This window comes from Streptomyces sp. JLSY215 (assembly GCF_059682825.1).
Map to the genome: position 1 here is coordinate 6,541,916 of NZ_CM185022.1, position 19,727 is coordinate 6,561,642.

Here is a 19,727-nt window from a genome sequence, read left to right on the forward strand (position 1 = left end):
CCGACGGTGGTTAGCTCATGGGTGGAACGTTGACTATTCGGCGCACTTGATTGGTTGTCACTAGTACTGCTTCGGCGTGGAACGTGGGGATTGAGATGGTGGGTCGGGCACGTTGTTGGGTATCTGAGGGTACGGGCTACGGTCTGGACCTTCGCGATGCCGGCCCCAGTGAACTCAGCCTTCGGGTTGGGGTGGTGGGTGGCTGGTCGTTGCTTGAGAACTGCACAGTGGACGCGAGCATCTGTGGCCAAGTTTTTAAGGGCGCACGGTGGATGCCTTGGCACCAGGAACCGATGAAGGACGTGGGAGGCCGCGATAGGCCCCGGGGAGCTGTCAACCGAGCTTTGATCCGGGGGTGTCCGAATGGGGAAACCCGGCAGTCGTCATGGGCTGTCACCCGCTGCTGAACACATAGGCAGTGTGGAGGGAACGCGGGGAAGTGAAACATCTCAGTACCCGCAGGAAGAGAAAACAACCGTGATTCCGGGAGTAGTGGCGAGCGAAACCGGATGAGGCCAAACCAGTCACGTGTGATACCCGGCAGGGGTTGCGTGGTTGGGGTTGTGGGATCTCTCTTTCATAGTCTGCCGGCTGTGAGACGAGTCAGAAACCGTTGATGTAGGCGAAGGACATGCGAAAGGTCCGGCGTAGAGGGTAAGACCCCCGTAGCTGAAACATTGACGGCTCGTTTGAGAGACACCCAAGTAGCACGGGGCCCGAGAAATCCCGTGTGAATCTGGCGGGACCACCCGTTAAGCCTAAATATTCCCTGGTGACCGATAGCGGATAGTACCGTGAGGGAATGGTGAAAAGTACCGCGGGAGCGGAGTGAAATAGTACCTGAAACCGTGTGCCTACAAGCCGTGGGAGCGTCGCGTTGAGTCTTCGGATTCAACGTCGTGACTGCGTGCCTTTTGAAGAATGAGCCTGCGAGTTTGCGGTATGTTGCGAGGTTAACCCGTGTGGGGAAGCCGTAGCGAAAGCGAGTCCGAATAGGGCGTTGAGTAGCGTGCCCAAGACCCGAAGCGGAGTGATCTAGCCATGGGCAGGTTGAAGCGGAGGTAAGACTTCGTGGAGGACCGAACCCACCAGGGTTGAAAACCTGGGGGATGACCTGTGGTTAGGGGTGAAAGGCCAATCAAACTCCGTGATAGCTGGTTCTCCCCGAAATGCATTTAGGTGCAGCGTCGTGTGTTTCTTGCCGGAGGTAGAGCACTGGATAGGCGATGGGCCCTACCGGGTTACTGACCTTAGCCAAACTCCGAATGCCGGTAAGTGAGAGCGCGGCAGTGAGACTGTGGGGGATAAGCTCCATGGTCGAGAGGGAAACAGCCCAGAGCATCGACTAAGGCCCCTAAGCGTGTGCTAAGTGGGAAAGGATGTGGAGTCGCAGAGACAACCAGGAGGTTGGCTTAGAAGCAGCCACCCTTGAAAGAGTGCGTAATAGCTCACTGGTCAAGTGATTCCGCGCCGACAATGTAGCGGGGCTCAAGCACACCGCCGAAGTCGTGTCATTGCAGCATTAGGACCAACGTCTGCTGTGATGGGTAGGGGAGCGTCGTGTGCCGGGTGAAGCAGCCGTGGAAACGAGTTGTGGACGGTTCACGAGTGAGAATGCAGGCATGAGTAGCGATACACACGTGGGAAACGTGTGCGCCGATTGACTAAGGGTTCCTGGGTCAAGCTGATCTGCCCAGGGTAAGTCGGGACCTAAGGCGAGGCCGACAGGCGTAGTCGATGGACAACCGGTTGATATTCCGGTACCCGCTTTGAAACGCCCAATATCGAATCCATTAATGCTAAGGCCGTGAAGCCGGCCTGGAGTCTTCGGACGAAGGGACGTGGTGGAGCCGCTGACCCAAGGTGGTAGTAGGTAAGCGATGGGGTGACGCAGGAAGGTAGTCCAGCCCGGGCGGTGGTTGTCCCGGGGTAAGGGTGTAGGCCGTGTGGTAGGCAAATCCGTCACACGTTAAGGCTGAGACCTGATGCCGAGCCGATTGTGGTGAAGTGGATGATCCTATGCTGTCGAGAAAAGCCTCTAGCGAGTTTCATGGCGGCCCGTACCCTAAACCGACTCAGGTGGTCAGGTAGAGAATACCGAGGCGTTCGGGTGAACTATGGTTAAGGAACTCGGCAAAATGCCCCCGTAACTTCGGGAGAAGGGGGGCCATTGCTGGTGATCCGATTTACTCGGTGAGCTGGTGGTGGCCGCAGAGACCAGCGAGAAGCGACTGTTTACTAAAAACACAGGTCCGTGCGAAGCCGTAAGGCGATGTATACGGACTGACGCCTGCCCGGTGCTGGAACGTTAAGGGGACCGGTTAGTCACATTTCGGTGTGGCGAAGCTGAGAACTTAAGCGCCAGTAAACGGCGGTGGTAACTATAACCATCCTAAGGTAGCGAAATTCCTTGTCGGGTAAGTTCCGACCTGCACGAATGGCGTAACGACTTCTCGACTGTCTCAACCATAGGCCCGGTGAAATTGCATTACGAGTAAAGATGCTCGTTTCGCGCAGCAGGACGGAAAGACCCCGGGACCTTTACTATAGCTTGATATTGGTGTTCGGTTCGGCTTGTGTAGGATAGGTGGGAGACTTTGAAGCAGCCACGCCAGTGGTTGTGGAGTCATTGTTGAAATACCACTCTGGTCGTGCTGGATGTCTAACCTGGGTCCGTGATCCGGATCAGGGACAGTGTCTGGTGGGTAGTTTAACTGGGGCGGTTGCCTCCTAAAGAGTAACGGAGGCGCCCAAAGGTTCCCTCAGCCTGGTTGGCAATCAGGTGTTGAGTGTAAGTGCACAAGGGAGCTTGACTGTGAGACTGACGGGTCGAGCAGGTACGAAAGTAGGGACTAGTGATCCGGCGGTGGCTTGTGGAAGCGCCGTCGCTCAACGGATAAAAGGTACCCCGGGGATAACAGGCTGATCTTCCCCAAGAGTCCATATCGACGGGATGGTTTGGCACCTCGATGTCGGCTCGTCGCATCCTGGGGCTGGAGTCGGTCCCAAGGGTTGGGCTGTTCGCCCATTAAAGCGGTACGCGAGCTGGGTTTAGAACGTCGTGAGACAGTTCGGTCCCTATCCGCTGTGCGCGTAGGAGTCTTGAGAAGGGCTGTCCCTAGTACGAGAGGACCGGGACGGACGAACCTCTGGTGTGCCAGTTGTCCTGCCAAGGGCATGGCTGGTTGGCTACGTTCGGAAAGGATAACCGCTGAAAGCATCTAAGCGGGAAGCCTGCTTCGAGATGAGGGCTCCCACCCCCTTGAGGGGTTAAGGCTCCCAGTAGACGACTGGGTTGATAGGCCAGATATGGAAGCGCCGTAAGGTGTGGAGTTGACTGGTACTAATAGGCCGAGGGCTTGTCCTCAGTTGCTCGCGTCCACTGTGTAGGTTCTGAAGTAACGACCGTTGAGTCATGCTCCGGTGTTAACTTCATAGTGTTTCGGTGGTCATTGCGTTAGGGAAACGCCCGGTTACATTCCGAACCCGGAAGCTAAGCCTTTCAGCGCCGATGGTACTGCAGGGGGGACCCTGTGGGAGAGTAGGACGCCGCCGAACAATCTTTGTGGGAAGCCCCGCACCGTATGGTGCGGGGCTTTTCCGCGTTCACCGCGTCCGTCTTTTCGCTTTCTTCCAAGGCCAGCGTCCAGCCAGCTCGATCAGCGCCGACGCCGGATTTCCGTACACCTCCGTTTACGAGGCATCCAAGGCCGCCGTCGCGGCGCTCAGCGAGGGCCTGCACGCCGAGCTCGCCGAGTTCGGCGTGGCGGTCAAGGTACTGCACCTCGGCAGCACGGAAACCAAGATTTTCACCAAGGCCGACCGCGCGAGGGCGTCCCAGAGGACTTCACGGCCTCCTGGAACACCTTCGCCTCCCTGAACCTGGTCCGCTCCGACCTGGCGATCACCGCCGAGGTGATGTTCCGGATGGTCACCGATGGCATCACGCGTAAGGTCCACTACTGCAGCGGCCCCGACGCCGCGGCGATCCCACAGGTGAAGCAGCTCCTCGGCCAGGACTGACACTGGGAGGAGTTCAGCGCCCGCAATCGCGGTGAGCCCAAAGCCCTGTGGCACGCGCTGATGTCCACCCACAACCCCCGGCCGGAGACGGACGGCCACTGGCCGCCCGCCGGGAAGGGTGGCGCGAGCCTCGGGCGGTCAGGAGGGGAGGTCCGGCGGCGGCCGTAGTGGTTCCCACCAGTCGCGGTGTTCGCGGTACCAGGCCACGGTGTCCGCCAGTCCGTCCGGCAGGCTCACCTCGGCCGCGTAGCCCAGTTCCTCCGCGGCCTTGCGGCAGTCGAGGGAGTAGCGCAGGTCGTGTCCCTTGCGGTCGGGTACCCGCCGCACCATGTCCCAGCCCGTGCCGGTCGCCTCGAGCAGCAGGCCGGTCAGCTCCTCGTTGGTCAGCTCGGTGCCGCCGCCGAGGTGGTAGACGTGGCCGGGCCGTCCCTTGCGCAGTGCCAGATCGAGGCCGCGGCAGTGGTCGGAGACGTGCAGCCAATCGCGTATGTTGCGCCCGTCCCCGTAGACGGGGATCGGTCTGCCGTCCAGCAGGTTGGTGACGAAGAGCGGGATCACCTTCTCCGGGAACTGGTACCGGCCGTAGTTGTTGGAACAGCGGGTCACCACGACGTCCAGGCCGTGGGTGCGGTGAAAGGCCAGGGCGAGGTGGTCGGAGCCGGCTTTGGAGGCGGCGTAGGGCGAGTTGGGGGAGAGCGGGCTCTCCTCGGTCCAGGAGCCGGTGGGGATCGATCCGTAGACCTCGTCGGTCGAGACGTGGACGAAGCGGCCGATGCCGTGGCGGTGCGCGGCGTCCAGCAGCGTCTGTGTGCCGAGCACATTGGTCAGGACGAACGGGCGTGCTCCCGCGATGGACCTGTCGACATGGGACTCGGCGGCGAAATGCACCACGGCGTCATGGCCGGGCATGACCTCGTCGACCAGGTCCGCGTCGCAGATGTCGCCGCGGACGAAGGTGAATCCGGGGTGCTCGGACACCGGGGCGAGGTTGGCCATGACCCCGGCGTACGTGAGGTTGTCCAGGACGGTGATCCGTATGCCGTGGTGCACCGGGTGCCGGGACAGCAGGAGAGATCTGACGAATTCCGAGCCGATGAACCCGGCGCCGCCGGTGACGAGGAGCCGCATGCTCCCGAACTCTAGCTCGACGGGGATCCGGCAGGCGTTCGCGGATGTCGGCGGGGACCGGGCGGCCGGACTCGGGTGGATGGACCCGGGTGGATGGGCCCGGACGGTCGGATGGCCGGACCCCGTGAACGCCGACGGCAGCCGGTGAGGCCGACGGACGGCTACTGGCAGGAGGCCTCGCGCAGGGCCGGATCGGCGCTCCAGGCGTCGGCGAGTTCGGAGAGGGAGATGCCGAGTACTCCGCTGAGCCGGACGATCGTGCCGAAGGCGGGCGTCGGCAGCCGGCCGGTCTCGATCTTGCGGAGGGTCTCCGGTGAAATGCCCGCCGCCAGGGACACCTCTGCGGGGTTGCGTCCGGCTCGGGCGTTGCGCAGCGCGATCCCGAGGCGTCGGCCCGCCTCGATCTGTTCGGGGGCGAGCGGCTGGCGGACCATGGCGCCATGGTATTGCCACAGGTTTCCGGCAGCAATCACGTGGTCGCCTGGTATAAATATACCTATCGCCTGTCCACCTACCTGCCTACCGTGCCTGGGGAATCGAGGATCGTAGTGATCGAGCTCAAGTCTCAGCGTGAAATCGAGCGCATGAGCGTGACCGGACAGTTCGTCGGCCAGGTGCTGGCGGAGCTCGGCGACCTCGCCGCGGTGGGGGTCGACCTGATGGACCTCGAACACCACGCCCGCCGCCGGATCAAGGAGCGCGGCGCGGAGTCCTGCTACTGGGACTACACACCCTCGTTCGGCAACGGTCCGTTCCGTAACGTCGTGTGCCTCTCGGTCAACGACGCCGTGCTGCACGGCCTGCCGCACAGCTACCAGCTGCGCGACGGGGACCTGCTGAGCATGGACATGGCGGTGGGCATCGACGGCTGGGTCGCGGGCTCGGCCTGCTCCGTCATCGTCGGCACCCCGGACGAGGAGGACCAGCGGCTGATCGAGTCCACCGAGGTCGCCCTGGAGGCCGCGATCGAGGTCGCCCGGCCGGGCAACCGGCTCGGGGACATCTCCGCGGCCATCGGTGCGGTCGCCGCCGACTACGGCTACCCGGTCAACCTGGAGTTCGGCGGGCACGGCCTCGGCCGCACCATGCACGAGGACCCGCACGTCCCCAACGACGGCCGGAGCGGCCGCGGCCTGAAGCTGCGCCCCGGCCTGACGCTCGCGATCGAGCCCTGGTTCGCCCGCGGCACCGACAAGATCGTCTTCGACCCGGACGGCTGGACCATCCGCTCGGCCGACGGCTCGCGCACCGCCCACTCCGAGCACACGATCGCCATCACCGAGAACGGTCCCCTCGTGCTCACCCGGCGCCCCGGCCACAAGGAAGAGCAGGAAGGCCGGCAGGAAGCGCCCACGGCCACGCAGTGACGAGCCTTTGGGGCAACGGTGCGGCCGCCGGACCGCCGGACCGCCGGCGACCGGCTGATCCGGTGGGTGCGGGTGATGCGGCGGGAGCGGCCGCGGCCCGGTGGCATGCGACGGGCTGCGGGCGTACGGCGGGGGCCGGTGGCGGGGTTCCGCTGCGCTCGGTTCGAGTTCGGTTTGAGTACAGTCTTCCCGAGGAGGTGGCAGCGGCGGTGACGACGAGACGACGGCAAGTACGAGCGGGCGGCGCCCTGGCGCACCTCCTGCTGGTCGTCGTGCTCGCGCTCGGCGTCTTCGTCATGCACACCGTCGGTCATCCCGATGGGACCGCCGGCTCCGGGGAGCACGCCGCGGCGGGCCATGCGGCCGGCCGGGGCGCGATGTCCATGGCATCTGCCGCCCCCGAGACTGTCCCTGAGGCCGCCTCTGGGTCCGTCTCCGGAGCCGGGAGCGGCCGGACGCGTCCCGCTCACACCGCCCACACTGCCCATTCCGGGAATTCCGCCGATCCGTCGGCGCATTACGCACCGGGGCCCGGCAGCGCCATGAACATGGCCTCGCTGTGTATGGCCGTGCTCGGCACCTGGGTGCTCGCGATGCTGCTGCGAGCGGCCCTGGCCCGGCACATCGGATGGTCGGCGAACCTCCTCGCGAAGGCCGTCGTCCTGCTGCGGCCCAACCCTCCGCCACGCGGACCCGATCTCACCCAGTTGTCAGTTCTGCGGATCTAGGCCGACCCGTCCTCGCGGCCGCGCACTGCGCGTGGCCCGCGAAGCCGCGTACGCGCAACACATCCGCACCACCGACAACATGAGGTGTATCGACATGAGTTCCATCGAGCGTGCCGTCCGACGTCCCCTCAACCGCCGCCTGGCGGCCGTGGGCATCATCGCTTCGGGAGCGCTGCTGCTTGCCGCGTGCGGCGGCAACGGCGACACGAGCGGGAAGCACCACGGGGGCCAGGCCGCGCCGACCGCATCCAAGGAGACCGGCGCGCGGCCCGCTCCGGGGGCGTTCAACACCGCGGACGTCACCTTCGCGCAGAGCATGATCCCGCACCACCAGCAGGCCGTGGAGATGGCCGAGCTGGCCGACGGGCGCGCCTCGGACGCGCAGATCAAGACGCTGGCGGCCGCGATCGAGAAGGCCCAGGACCCGGAGATCAAGACCATGCGGTCGTGGCTCAGGACATGGGGCGAGCCGGAGTCGCCCTCGCACGGCATGCCCGGTATGCACCACGGATCGGGCGGCATGGACAAGACGGGCGACATGGCCGGGATGATGTCCGAGAAGGACATGACGGATCTCAAGGCGGCCAAGGGCAAGGACTTCGACAAGAAGTTCGCGCAGATGATGATCGGCCACCACAACGGCGCGATCACCATGGCCAAGGACGAGCAGAAGAACGGCCGCAACGCGACCGCGAAGAAGCTCGCCGGCAACGTCATCAAGAACCAGACCGCCGAGGTCGACAAGATGAACAAGATCCTCGACCGGCTCTGATCCCCCCTCTCCCGCGCACCGCTTCGGTGCGTACGGAAGCGGTGCGCACCGTTGCGGGCCTGTCGCCGGCAGGCCCGCAACGGCCCGGCGTCACCACCGCCGGATCGGGCGACCGCCGTCAGCGGTCCACGGCACGGGCCTGCCCGCGGGCCCGTGCCGCGGCAGCGGTGTGGTGCCAGGCGGCGTACAGGCCCGACAGGCCAAGGGCCACGGGAGCGAGGGCGGCGGGCTGCACGCCGGTGCGGATGAGCACGATGCCCGTCGCCAGGACGGCCAGGAATGCGACGAGATCGATTCGCCGCGGAGCGCTGTTCACTACGATGCCTCTCTTGTCATGCCTTGTATGAGGGTGACTACAGATTCGGACGGAGCGGGCCTGTTGCGGGAGTCGGCACAGTTGCCGAGTCGCCGCAACACCCGAAGGGTGTGAGACATGGGAAGCCTTGAGCCGCTCGGCAGCGATCTTCCGTACGAGGCCGGTGAGCTGGCGCTGGCGCTCCGCAGCCTGTTCGGCGCGCTGGAGGTCAGCGTGCGGCGGTACGGGGCGCGCCGGCACCGGGACGCGGGCTCCATCTCCCGCTTCCTGAACGGAACGCGCATCCCCGCCTGGGAGTTCGTCGCGGATCTGCTGACCGATGTGGCCGAGCAGCGGGGGACCGCCGCAACCCCCGACATGGTGGAACACCTGAGGGGACTGCACCGCCGCGCGCTGGCCGCCGGCGGTTCCCCGCAGCACCGCGTGCAGCTGCTGGAGGCGCAACTGGCGGACGCCGACCGCAGTGCACGGCGCTCCGTGGTCCGCGAGCGGGCCATCGAGGATGCGTTGCTCGACGCGCAACACCGGGTTGCCGACCTCGAACTGCAGCTGCGGCAGCTGGAGTCGGCGGATTTCCGGGACCGGTCCGGTGTGCATCTGGTGCCGCGGATGCATGAGGACGCCCTGGATCCCCTCGTCGCGCTGCGCAAGGAGCGCGACGAGCTGCGGGACCAGGTGGCGGACCTGAGCGAGGAACTGAAGGACGCACACGCCCGACGGATCCGCGCCGAGGAGCGGTGCAACGAACTGGAACGGCAACTCGTGCAGGCGGAGCAAGGAGTTCGCGCCGACGCCGGGTCGCAGGACCAGCAGGAGGCCCGACAAGAGGCCCAACACGAAGCGCGCGCCCAGACCGTCCGGGTGACGGCGCTGGAGGATGAGCTGCAGTGGTTACGGTCGCGCGTGGCGAGCCTGGACGACGGCGACGTACGAGCCGGGTCCGGGCCGGCCGACGGGTGGGGGTCGGCCGAGCCGTTCACCGATGCCGCCCGCGACCGTACGGAACGAGCCTCCCGGATTCCTCGCCCCCGGCTCGGTCCGGTGGCGACCTCCGCGCCCGACCACCCCTACCGGTTCGAGAACTTCGCGGCGGAGGCGGCCAACCGCTTCGCCCACGATGTCGCCGTCGCCGTCGCCGAAGCGCCCGCCCAGGACTACAACCCGCTGCTCATCCACGGCGGCCCGGGGCTCGGCAAAACGCATCTGCTCCGGGCGATCGGCCACTACACCTGCACCCTCTATCCGAAGACCAGGTCCCCTTACGTGGACTACCGGGAGCTCCTCGGGGTCCTGCGTCCGGCGCGGCGGGGCGCGGCGTACGGCACGTTCCAGCAGCGCTTCGGGTCGGTCGACATGCTGCTGGTCGACGACGTGCAGTGGTCGGCGCGGAGCGGCGCCTCCCAAGAACTCTTCGCGGACGTACTGACCGCGCTGCTGAACGCCGACAAGCAGGTCGTCCTCGCCTCGGGCCCGTCCCTCGTACAGATGCCGCACCTGGAGAGGGGGCTGCGCGACTGCTTGGCGGGCGGCCTGGACATCGGTGTGGAAGTACCCAGCGCCCGGACCCGCCTGGCGATTCTCCGTAAGAAGGCGGAGAAGGAGCGGCACGACGTCCCGCTGGACGCACTGGAGATGATCGCCGCTCGCGCGGGCCGGACCATCCGGGAGCTCGAAGGCGCCCTCGTCAGGGTGACGGCCTTCGCGAACCTCAACCGGTGCCCGGTCGACACCGGCCTCACCAAAATCGTCCTCGACGACCTGCAGCCGGGCGCGGGATCGGACATCACCGGGGAAGCCGTCATACGGAAGACCGGACACTACTTCGGGCTGTCCGTCGAGGATCTTCGGGGCACCGATCGTTCGCGGGTGCTGGTGACCGCCCGACAGATCGCCATGTACCTGTGCCGGGAGCTGACGGGCTACTCCGTGCCCACCATCGCCGCGCTGCTCGGTGGCAAGGATCCCGGCGCGGTGCTCTACGCGGACCGGAAGATCCGGGCCATGATGAGCGAGCGCCGCTCCATCTACAACCAGGTCACGGAATTGACCAACGGCATTCTCTTTCCCTGAGGGGCGGCGGAGGGCGGCGGGGGCGTCGAGGGTGCGGGGCTCCGGACGCCCTTTGACGCTTCTTTGTCCTTCCCTGTGCCGTCCCGGTCCGGCGGGCCGGTTCCCCGTGGCCGCCCGCCGCCGGGCGAGCGGCCACGTCACCGGGCCTATGCCGTACGGCGGATGAGGTCGGCCGCCTTCTCCGCGATCACCATCGTCGCGGGGTTCGTGTTGACGGAGACGATGGTGGGCATGACCGACGCGTCCGCCACCCGCAGGCCCTCCAGGCCGTGCACGGTCAGGTCCGGGGCGACCACGGCGTCGGGGCCGGTGCCCATCGCGCAGCTGCCCACGGGGTGGAAGTACGTTCCAGTGGCGGCCGCCAGGCGGCGGCGTAGTCCCGCCTCGTCGGTGACGTCGTCCCCGGGGAGCACCTCGCGCGAGCGCCACCGTGCGAAGGGGGCGGCCGCCGCGATGTCCCGCGCCACCTCGATGCCGTGGAGCATGCGCCGGACGTCCGACTCCGCACCGAGGTAGTTCGGGTCGATCAGCGGCGGTGTGTCGGGGTCGGCGTCCGCGAGGCGCACCGTGCCCCGGCTCTGCGGCACGGTCGCCACGCCGAAGGCGAAGCCGTGCGGCGGGGCCTGCACCGTCGGCGGGAGGTAGGGGATGTGAATGAACATCAGCTGCATGTCCGGCCCGGGGAGGGCGGCGTCGCTGCGCCAGAGCAACGAGGTCTCGGCGTGGTTGGTGCGCCCCGGGGGGACCGGCCGGCTCGCCTCGTAGACGACCGGACACAGCGGATGGTCGTGCAGATTGCGGCCGACGCCGGGCAGGTCGTGATGGACGTCCACACCGGCCCGGCGCAGCTCGTCCGCGGGGCCGACGCCCGAGAGCAGCAGCAGCCGTGGCGAATCCACGGCGCCGGAGCTGACGATCACTTCGGCGTGGGCCCGGGCGGTGAGGGTCTGCCCGGCCCGCTGGAACTCCACCCCCGTGCACCGGCTGCCGTCGAAGAGCAGGCGGCGGGCGCGGGAGTCGGTCGAGACGGTGAGGTTCGGCCGTTCGGCGCGGACGGGGTGCAGATACGCGGTCGCGGTGCTCTGCCGCCGGCCGTCGGCGATGCTCAGGTCGTGCCATCCGGCGCCTTCCTGGACGGCGCCGTTGAAATCGTCGGTCAGCGGATGGCCCGCCGCCACCGCCGCGTCGAGGAAGACCTCCGACAGGGGGTTGGCGTCCTCGGCCCGCACCGGCGCCGGCCGCATCGGGCCGCCGTCGCCACGGAACTTCGGATCCCGGCCGCTGACCGTCTCCATCCGCCGGAAGTACGGCAGGAGCGCGTCGTACCCCCACCCGGCGCACCCGGACGCCGCCCAGCGGTCGTAGTCGTTGCGGTGCCCGCGCAGGAACACCATCGCGTTGATCGAGCTGCTCCCGCCCAGCGTCCGGCCGCGCGGGTAGGGAAGCGCCGGCGCGTCGATACCGGCCTGCGGCACCGCCGTGTAGCCGTGATCGGCCTCGGTGCCCTGCAGCGCGGGCCAGGCGGGTGGCACGGCGAGCTCCGGCCGGGTGTCCTCCGGGCCCGCCTCCAGCAGCAGTACCGTCGTCTCCGCGTCCTCGGACAGCCGCGCGGCCAGCACGCAGCCGGCCGAACCGGCCCCGACGACGATGTAGTCAAAATCCTGCGACAGCATGGTGTCCTTCCCCTGCCGGTGTCCGTGCCGACGGCCTCAACGCGTCGGCGGCCACCGGATGTTGATGCCGGTCGGATCCCGTCCGGCGGCGGCGGTCACACCGCTGTCATCGATTCTGGCGGGGCGCGGCGGGGCCGGCGGGCCCAACGGACAACAGGGGCCTGAACCCTCGCCCGGGGTTCCGCCGGGCCCCGCCGCGCCGACGGCGACCGCTATGCGTCAGGGGTCATCGCGCCGCTCCTTTCGATGCGGCGCCGGCGCGCGGCGGGCAGTTCTCGTCGATCTTGTACTTGAGCGCCTTGGGATAGTCGCGCCGATCCAGCTGCACCCGTACGAGGACGGGACCCTGATTGATCGCGTCGGTGGGCTCGGCGATCCGCTTCAGCAGGGTGGCGAGATCGTCGTGCTTGCGGACGACGGCCCCGTGCATCGGGTGCTTCTCGGAGCCGAAGACCGCCGCGAGCTTGTCGTACTGCCAGGGCTGCAGCTCGTTGTAGAAGTCGGCGCCGTCGGAGTCGGGTACCCCGTCCTTGTAGTAGCAGGGGTGGACGAGCATCTGCTCGATGCCGTAGAAGCCCGCGTTGTCCAGGACGAACACCACCGGGCGCAGCCCGTGCCGGACGTGCGTGGACATCTCCTGGCAGGTCTCCTGGAACGAGCCGTCGCCGACGAACACCAGGGGGCGTTTGCCGGTGCTGCCGCGGCCCAGCGCCACCCCGGTGGCCGCGCCGACCGAGTAGCCGATGGACAGCCAGCTGTTCTGCGCCACGAACGAGGCGCGCTCCGGCATCCGCAGATTCATCGAGCCGATCAGCGCGAACGCGGCGTCGCTGATCACCGTGAACGGTGTGGTGCGCGCTCCGGATTCGTCGGTGGCCTGCGTCTCCAGGAAGGCGCTGAGGTGCCGGAAGAAGCTGTCGTACGTCACGTTCTCCGGGTAGGGGCCGCCGGTCAGGGACGTGAGGTAGGCGGCGGTGCTGCCGGGGACTTCGAGGCCCGCCTTGTGCGCGTCGGCGAAGTAGTCGGCGGCGAAGGCGCCTTCCCCGAAGTCCGCGACGAACGCCTCGCGCAGTGCGGGGAGGAAATCCGCCAGCCGGACGTCCGGGAAGTACGAGGCGCCGACATGCACCCCCTCATGGGCGGCGACCGCCCAGTCGGTGCCGATCGACCGCCGGCCGCCGAGGTTCTTCGACGTCGCCCACGAGCCCAGCCCGATGCGGCAGCCGGCGTTCTGGAAGACCTTGGCCACGTCCGGATCGCTGGCCTTGCCGTTGTAGACGCCGCAGAAGCCCGGAGTGTCCTCGGACACGACGGACTTGGCCCCGACGGTGGTGCAGAACGGGATGAGGGTCGCGCGGACCAGCTTCTCGAACTCCTCGGCCAGGTTGAACCGGTCGATCTCCTCACCGGCCCACAGGATCGGGTTGCTGTCGTGGTCCCGCACCAGCTCCACGCAGGCCGCGACCGCCGCCTCCAGCATCCGCCGGTTCTGCGGGGTGAGCGGCCTCTCCTGCCGGGTCAGCAACCCGCGTGGCGCGGGGCACCGGGCCTCCCAGACGTCCTCCATCACCTCCAGATAGACCGGCCGGCGGTGGGTCAGACAGGCGGTGAGGGCGCCGTCGATCTGGCCGGGGGCCAGACCCGGGTGGGAGATGGCCTGGGCGTCCACCGTCACCTGGCGGTAGATGTCCAGATTGCTCTCCGGGCGCTGGGACATGTGCGAGGTGAGCAGGCCGATCGCCCGCTGGTTCAGCCACTCCTCGTACGTGGGGGCCGCGTTGACCGCGATCAGCGGGACGTACTCGGCGTAGGCGCCGCCGATCGCGTTGAGCAGATTGGCCGCGCCCACGCCGTAGGTGACCGCGACCGCGCCGATGCCCTGCTCGCCGAGCGCGGTCTCGGCATCGGCGACCTTCACCCGGGCGTAGCCGTCCGCGGCCTGGCCGGCGCCGCCCTCGGTCGGGGTGCCCACCCAGCGGACGTGGGTCTTCTCGTGCAGCGTCGACAGGAACGGGCCGAGGTGGTTGCCCGGGACGCCGAACAGATGGGTGATGCCGAGCTGTTCCAGCCGGATGGCCAGGTACTCGGCCACCGTGCAGTTCTGTGAGGTCTGTGAGGTGCTCATGACGTCAGTGCTCCCTCTCGCGACGCTTCGGACGGTGCGGCCGCATCCCTGCGCCGGTGCGGCGCCTCGGCGGCGCTCTCGCCCGTGGTGGGAGACTCGTGGACGGCGAGGGCGGCCCGTACGGCCGTCTCCACCGCGCCCTCGATCCAGGCGTGTTTCAGCGACACATGCTCACCGGCGAAGTGGACCGGCCCCTCGGCACGGACCGCGTCGAGGTGGAAGCTGGTCATCTGATGCGGGGTGTAGACCGCCGCCTCACCGCAGGCGTACGGGTCGCGCAGCCAGCTCTGGGTCTGGCCCGCGCCGGTGTAGAAGACCTCGATCCGGCGGCCGTGCACGGACTGGAGATTGAGCAGCGCATAGCCGTAGCGCTCGTGGTCCTCGAAGGAGTCCCAGCGCGCGGCGTCGTCCGACCAGGAGTAGCCGGCCAGCACCACGCCGCCCTTGCTGCCGGGGACGGGGTGCGAGGGGTAGTACATGAAGCGGTTGGCGTTGTCGGTCGTGGAGCCGCCGCCGTAGGCGTGGGTGGCCGGGCGCACGCCGCCGTGCAGCGAGGAGTTGCGCAGGTAGTCCACCTGCTTCTCGCTGATCCGTTTCTCGTCGACGCTGGGGTGGGCGCCGAGCAGCCCGGTGGGCAGGTCCCGCACGCCCTGCGGGACGGCCAGCGCGGCTTCGGCCGGGTCCTCTCCCCACTGCTGGTAGTACGCGTACAGACCGGGATCGATGGCGTCGAGCTCCCGCTTCCAGTCCGCCTCGGTGAATTCCCACCAGCGGCGCGAGAACTCCAGCAGCACCTTGGTGGCCTGGTCGTAGTGCGTCTCGATGACGGCGCGGCGCTTCTTGTACGAGAACGGCGGCGTCACGGCGGTGAAGCGCAGGCTGGAGAACGGGATGGTGATGATCGCCAGGTCACCGGTCCAGGTCTCCGGCTCGCTGTACGGGGCGTCCTCGGGCACGGTCTGGATCGCGACCGCGGGCCCGCCCGGTCCGGCGAGCCCGCCGTGCGAGCCGTCGCGGCCCGGGTCGTAGTACTCCAGCCGGACCATCCGCCGGCCCATCACGATCTGGTCGCCCAGATCCTTGGCGAGCGCCTCCGGAAGCATGCGGCTGCCGCCCTCGATCTCCCAGTACGTGGCCGTCGGGTCGATGTCGCTGCGCCCCAGGAAGCTGTGGAAGAACGCGAGGTGCAGCCGCGAGGTCATGTTCTCGATCGTGCCGATGGCCTCGATGGCCTCATCGCTGAATCCGGCGTACTCCCGCAGGAAGCGGCCCATCGAGTAGCCGTCGAAGTCGCGGATGACGTCGGCCCAGCCGTCCAGCCACTCCTTGAAGGGCTTGGGGACCCGTTTCCCGTCGCTCTGCAGTACGGAGTAGTAGTCGCGCACCGGTTCCAGCGCCTGGTGGACCATCTCCGAGACGGTCAGCCGCGATTCGCAGCCGGTCAGATGGAAGCCTTCGTTGATCCCGGACGGGTCCGTGGCGTACTGGGCGCGCCGGACCTGCTCCCGGTTGGTGCGGATCCAGGTCTGGTTGCGCTTGGCGGGTTCCTGGAATTCGGGGCTCGGCTCGCCATTCGTCCACACCTTGCCGTCCTTGAACGAGCGGTAGACCACGGGCGGTACCCGCGCCTCCTGGTTGCCCGTCGTCGGGTCGATGTCGACATTGAAGAACAGCCGTCGTTTCAGGCCGAGTCGGTCGATCAGCGCCAGCGTCAGCGGATGGAAGCTGGGCAGCCGCATCGCCCCGGCCTCCGCGTACTGCGCGGGATCGGTGAACGGCGGCCGCTGCCCCTTCTTGGTGTGGAAGGTCTTGATCCGGCCGCCGACCCGGTTGGCGTTGGCCTCCAGGATCGTCACATCGTGCCCGGCGCGGGTCAGCAGCGAGCCGGCGACCAGGCCGGCGATGCCCGCCCCGACGATCAGTACGCGCTTGGGTACGACGGTCGGCGGCAGCCCCTTGTCGATCAGTACGTCGAGATAGCGCAGCTTGAGGTCCTCATTGGCCGGCTCGGGGCCGATCAGCAGGAGTTCGCGGGCGAGTTGTTGATAGGTCCGGGCATGGGCGCGCTCGACGCCGTTGGTTCCTGGGCGGTCGCTGTGGTTGTCCATGGCGTCGTCAGCCCTTCCTGTGCCGCGAGGAGTGCGCGGCGGGCCGCCGCGGAGTGGTGAGCGGGGGCGTGCAGGCGTGGACCGCACCGGTGGTCAGGACGGAGCCGGGCAGCGGCACGGTGATCCGCCCGATGTCCGGCACGGCGGCGGGCCGTACGGAAGTAGTGGTCACTGGTCTCCCTGTCTGGGGCTGCGCGCAGGCGAATTCCGCGTCACCGCACGCCGACTGATGAGGGAAAAGAAGCAGGGCACACCGAAGGCAGCCGGTGTGCGGCCTGCGCTGCCAGCCGAACAGGGAAATGCCCCGCCCGCATATGCACCGGCGCCAACCGGAGCACGGGACCTACTCGAATCGGTGAGCGTGCGCAGGGCGTGCCGCGTGGCGTCGCGCGAGGCGGGGCGGGCCGGAGTGCGGGCCGGGCGGGCCCGGGGGAGAGGGGTCAGGAGGCGGCGCGGCCCCGCCTTACGGGATCAGCTGCTCCGTCCACAGCGTCTTGCTCCCGGAGCTGGTGTAGCGGGTACCCCAGCGGTGCGTCATGGCGCCGACCAGCTGCAGCCCGCGGCCGCTCTCGTCCATCAGCGCCGCATGGCGCACACGCGGGGCGGACTGGCTGCCGTCGTAGACCTCGCAGGTCAGGGTGGTGCCGCGGATCAGGCGGAGCCCGACGGGGCCGGTGGCGTGACGGACGGTGTTGCCGATCAGTTCGCTGACGATGAGCTCGGTGGTCATGATCAGGTCCGCCAGGCCCCACTCCGTCAGCTGACCGCGGATCAGTTTGCGGGCGGTGCCCGCGGAGGACGGCTCGAAGGGCAGGTCCCAGGAGGCGACATCGCGGGCCGGAAGGCGGCGCGCCCGCGCGGCCAGGACGGCGGCGTCGTCCGAAGGGTGCCCGCCGGGCCGGGGCAGCGACTGTGTAACGGTGTCACAGAGGCCTTCCAGCCACGCGACGTCGTCACCGGGTCCCGCCGAGGGCGCGCCGTCCCGCTCCCGGGCGGCCGCCCCGAGGAGCCCGGAGAGCCGGTCCGGTCCCGAGTCCGGGTCGGCCGCGGAGACCAGGCCGTCGGTGTAGAACACCAGCAGACTGTCCTCCGGCAGCGTGATCTGGGTGCTCCGGTACGGCATCTGGGCGGTGCCCAGCGGCGGGCCCACCGGGACGTCGGCGAAATAGGGCCGCCCACCGGGGTGGACGACGGCCGGCGGCGGGTGCCCCGCGCTGGCGAGCGTACACACGCCCGTGGTGGGGTCGTAGACCGCGTACAGGCAGGTCACGTACTGGTCGTCGCCGAGTCCGCCCGCGACGTCGTTGAGGTGGGCGAGCATCTCCTCCGGCGGATGGTCCAGCGTGGAGAGCGTCGATACGGCGGTGCGCAGCCGGCTCATGGTGATGGCCTCGCGCAGCCCGTGCCCCATCACGTCACCGATCACCAGGGCGACCCGCTCCGCGGACAGCGGGATGGTGTCGTACCAGTCGCCGCCGACCTCGCTGCGGGCACCGGCCGGGCGGTAGCGGGCCGCGGCACTCAGCGCCGGGAGGTCGGGGAGCACGGAGGGCAGCAGATGCTGTTGCAGCCGGCGGGCGCGGTTGTGCTCGCTGTCGTACAGCCGCGCCCGTTCCAGCGCCTGGGCCACCAGACCGCTCAGCGCGATCAGCAGGCCGCCGTTGTCGCCGCTGAACGGCTGCGGACGGTCGAAGGCCAGGAGGCAGCTGCCGACCTGATGGCCGCTGGCGGTCAGCGGCAGCACCGCCCAGGCGCCGGCGCCGCCGCACCGGGCGAGCTCGGCCAGTCCCGGGTAGCGCCGGCCGAACTCCTGCGCGGAGTGGATGAAGCGGGGGGAGCGCTCGGCGAGCAGCTCGGTGGTGTCCTGCCGGTGCAGCCGGTCCAGGAACTCGTCCGGGTAGCCGACCGCCCCCACCAGGCGCAGCCGGTCGCCGTTCATGGCGTGCACCAGGACGCCGCCGGCGCCGAACGGCGCCAGGATCTGCGCCGCCACCGCGTCGACCACATCCTGTGTCGTCAGCGCCTGGGCCAGCGCCTCGGTCAGGGCGCCGATGCGGCGGGCCCGTTCCGTGGCGGCGCGCTCTGCGTCCACCTCCGCGGTCACGTCCGCCACATAGACCACGAGGTGCGGCTCCACGACCACCAGCCGCAGCCGCTGCCAGGTCTCCCCGGCCTGGATGACGGCCGTCAGCGGGCGGTCGCTGCGTACCGCTTCCTCGAAACGTTCCTCCAGCCCGCTCTCCTTCAGGGCGGGCACCGCATCCCACGGCGCCCGCCCGACCAGCTCCACCGGCGCCGACCCCAGCAGCTCGGCCTGGGAGTTGGCGTACAGCACCCGCCAGTCCGCGGGGTCCACGATCAGGAAGGCGTCCGGCATGTGGCCCAGGACGCGGGTGACCACCTGCTCGGTCATCCGGGTGGCGGTGGTGTCCCAGCCCGTGCCGGTCATCCGCAGCGGGGTGCCGTCCGGGGCGTAGGTGGTGTGCCCGCGCAGCTCGACCCAGCCGATCCGGCCGTCGAGCGAGCGCACCCGGTACTCCACGGAGTACACCTCGTGCTCGGCGATCGCATGCTCGATCGCCGACAGCACCCCGGGCAGATCGTCGGGGTGCACCCGCTGCATCCAGGTCTCGATCCGGTTGTCCCACTCGTACAGCCCGGCGACACCGGCGACCGTCTCCAACGCGGCCTCGTCCAGCAGGAGTTCACCCGTGATCAGGTCCCATTCCCAGGTGGCGACCCGCACTCCCGCCATGGCCTCCCGCAGCCGCGAGCCGGAACCCGACCACCAGGGGAGCAGCCGGGTGCTGGGCGCGCCCGTCCGGCGCAGCGCTTCCCCGGTCGTCTCCGCCAGGTGCGACAGCAGTGGCAGCCGGTCCTGCGCGAAGGCCTCGACGCCGAACAGCGACAGCGCCCCTATCGGGCCGTCCGCCCCGGGCAGCGGCAGCGCCAGCACGCCCGCCGCCCCGATCCCCGGCAGCACCTCGGGCACGCCCCCGGTGGCGGGGCCGTCGGCCGGCTCCGCCGCGATCCATACGGCACCGTTCTCCCGGACCGCCCGCGCGGGCGCCGCCCGCCCCTCCACCCTGAGGGATTCCCAGGGCCGCGCCACGTCCAGCGGCAGCCCGCCCAGCGCCGCCAGTTTCAGCTCCCCGGTCGCCGGCCCGCCCAGATGTGCCACGCCCGCCAGTCCGCCCGCCGCCGAAAGCGCCTGCTGGAGCGCGAGCCGCAGCAGTTCCACCTCGTCCAGGTTGCCCGTCGCCACGGCCGCTTCGAGAAGTGCGAGCCGGGCGCCGTCCGCTCCGACACATCGCGGTTCACCATGGCGGCACCCATCCATTGCTTCGCCTCTCGGAGGACGGTTTGGAACAGCAGGAATCAGTCCGTCGGCCCATCGGTCCGTGCGCCCGCAGGTCT

The 19,727-nt window shown here is 68.6% G+C and carries 13 protein-coding genes and 2 rRNA genes; 7 read left to right on the forward strand and 8 right to left on the reverse strand.

The genetic code is table 11. From position 1 onward, the window contains the following. The first annotated feature begins 245 nt into the window (after positions 1 to 245). From AC5677_RS29190 to AC5677_RS29200, 3 genes are all read left to right on the forward strand, one after another. Positions 246 to 3,367, forward strand: a 23S ribosomal RNA gene (locus AC5677_RS29190). A 74-nt stretch (positions 3,368 to 3,441) separates the two neighbouring features. Next, positions 3,442 to 3,558 (forward strand): 5S ribosomal RNA (gene rrf / locus AC5677_RS29195). Between the two features lie 7 nt (positions 3,559 to 3,565). Continuing rightward, positions 3,566 to 3,880, forward strand: coding sequence for an SDR family NAD(P)-dependent oxidoreductase (locus AC5677_RS29200; RefSeq protein ID WP_497190872.1), 315 nt, complete (start codon positions 3,566 to 3,568; stop codon positions 3,878 to 3,880). 281 nt (positions 3,881 to 4,161) lie between these two features. Here AC5677_RS29200 and rfbB read toward each other — a convergent pair whose 3' ends face one another. After that, positions 4,162 to 5,151 carry a dTDP-glucose 4,6-dehydratase gene (rfbB, locus tag AC5677_RS29205; RefSeq protein ID WP_497190873.1) on the reverse strand — a complete coding sequence of 330 codons (990 nt, stop codon included), beginning with the start codon at positions 5,149 to 5,151 and terminating at the stop codon, positions 4,162 to 4,164. Positions 5,152 to 5,312: 161 nt separating this feature from the next. Next, complete coding sequence (locus AC5677_RS29210) at positions 5,313 to 5,585, reverse strand: helix-turn-helix domain-containing protein (protein WP_497190874.1); 273 nt, start codon at positions 5,583 to 5,585, stop codon at positions 5,313 to 5,315. A gap of 114 nt (positions 5,586 to 5,699) precedes the next feature. On the opposite strand from AC5677_RS29210, the gene map reads away from it, so the two are divergent. From map to AC5677_RS29225, 3 genes are all read left to right on the forward strand, one after another. Further along, the gene (map, locus tag AC5677_RS29215; RefSeq protein ID WP_497190875.1) at positions 5,700 to 6,518 is read left to right on the forward strand and encodes a type I methionyl aminopeptidase; all 819 of its coding nucleotides are present in this window, start codon (positions 5,700 to 5,702) and stop codon (positions 6,516 to 6,518) included. 209 nt (positions 6,519 to 6,727) lie between these two features. Then, complete coding sequence (locus AC5677_RS29220; RefSeq protein WP_497190876.1) at positions 6,728 to 7,246, forward strand: DUF6153 family protein; 519 nt, start codon at positions 6,728 to 6,730, stop codon at positions 7,244 to 7,246. 94 nt (positions 7,247 to 7,340) lie between these two features. Then, a complete protein-coding gene (locus tag AC5677_RS29225) occupies positions 7,341 to 8,018 on the forward strand; it encodes a DUF305 domain-containing protein (RefSeq protein WP_497190877.1) in 678 nt (225 codons plus the stop codon). Positions 8,019 to 8,136: 118 nt separating this feature from the next. Here the strand turns inward: AC5677_RS29225 and AC5677_RS29230 are convergent, their stop codons facing one another. After that, positions 8,137 to 8,334, reverse strand: a complete 198-nt coding sequence (locus AC5677_RS29230) for a hypothetical protein (RefSeq protein WP_497190878.1) — start codon at positions 8,332 to 8,334, stop codon at positions 8,137 to 8,139. Positions 8,335 to 8,451: 117 nt separating this feature from the next. Between AC5677_RS29230 and AC5677_RS29235 the strand changes: the two genes are divergently transcribed. After that, the gene (locus tag AC5677_RS29235) at positions 8,452 to 10,404 is read left to right on the forward strand and encodes a DnaA ATPase domain-containing protein (RefSeq protein WP_497190879.1); all 1,953 of its coding nucleotides are present in this window, start codon (positions 8,452 to 8,454) and stop codon (positions 10,402 to 10,404) included. 146 nt (positions 10,405 to 10,550) lie between these two features. Here AC5677_RS29235 and AC5677_RS29240 read toward each other — a convergent pair whose 3' ends face one another. The 5 genes from AC5677_RS29240 to AC5677_RS29260 all read right to left on the reverse strand — a co-directional run bounded on the left by AC5677_RS29240 (position 10,551) and on the right by AC5677_RS29260 (position 19,575). Next, complete coding sequence (locus AC5677_RS29240; protein WP_497190880.1) at positions 10,551 to 12,077, reverse strand: GMC family oxidoreductase; 1,527 nt, start codon at positions 12,075 to 12,077, stop codon at positions 10,551 to 10,553. 226 nt (positions 12,078 to 12,303) lie between these two features. Next, entirely contained in the window at positions 12,304 to 14,202 is a 1,899-nt protein-coding gene (locus tag AC5677_RS29245) for an alpha-keto acid decarboxylase family protein (RefSeq protein WP_497190881.1), read from the reverse strand. Continuing rightward, positions 14,199 to 16,310: a flavin monoamine oxidase family protein gene (locus tag AC5677_RS29250; protein WP_497190882.1), complete on the reverse strand. Its 2,112-nt coding sequence runs from the start codon at positions 16,308 to 16,310 to the stop codon at positions 14,199 to 14,201. The genes AC5677_RS29245 and AC5677_RS29250 overlap by 4 nt, the downstream gene beginning before the upstream one ends. Before the next feature lie 7 nt (positions 16,311 to 16,317). Next, positions 16,318 to 16,482 carry a hypothetical protein gene (locus AC5677_RS29255; protein WP_497190883.1) on the reverse strand — a complete coding sequence of 55 codons (165 nt, stop codon included), beginning with the start codon at positions 16,480 to 16,482 and terminating at the stop codon, positions 16,318 to 16,320. A gap of 291 nt (positions 16,483 to 16,773) precedes the next feature. Further along, the gene (locus AC5677_RS29260; RefSeq protein WP_497190884.1) at positions 16,774 to 19,575 is read right to left on the reverse strand and encodes a SpoIIE family protein phosphatase; all 2,802 of its coding nucleotides are present in this window, start codon (positions 19,573 to 19,575) and stop codon (positions 16,774 to 16,776) included. Positions 19,576 to 19,727: the final 152 nt, after the last annotated feature.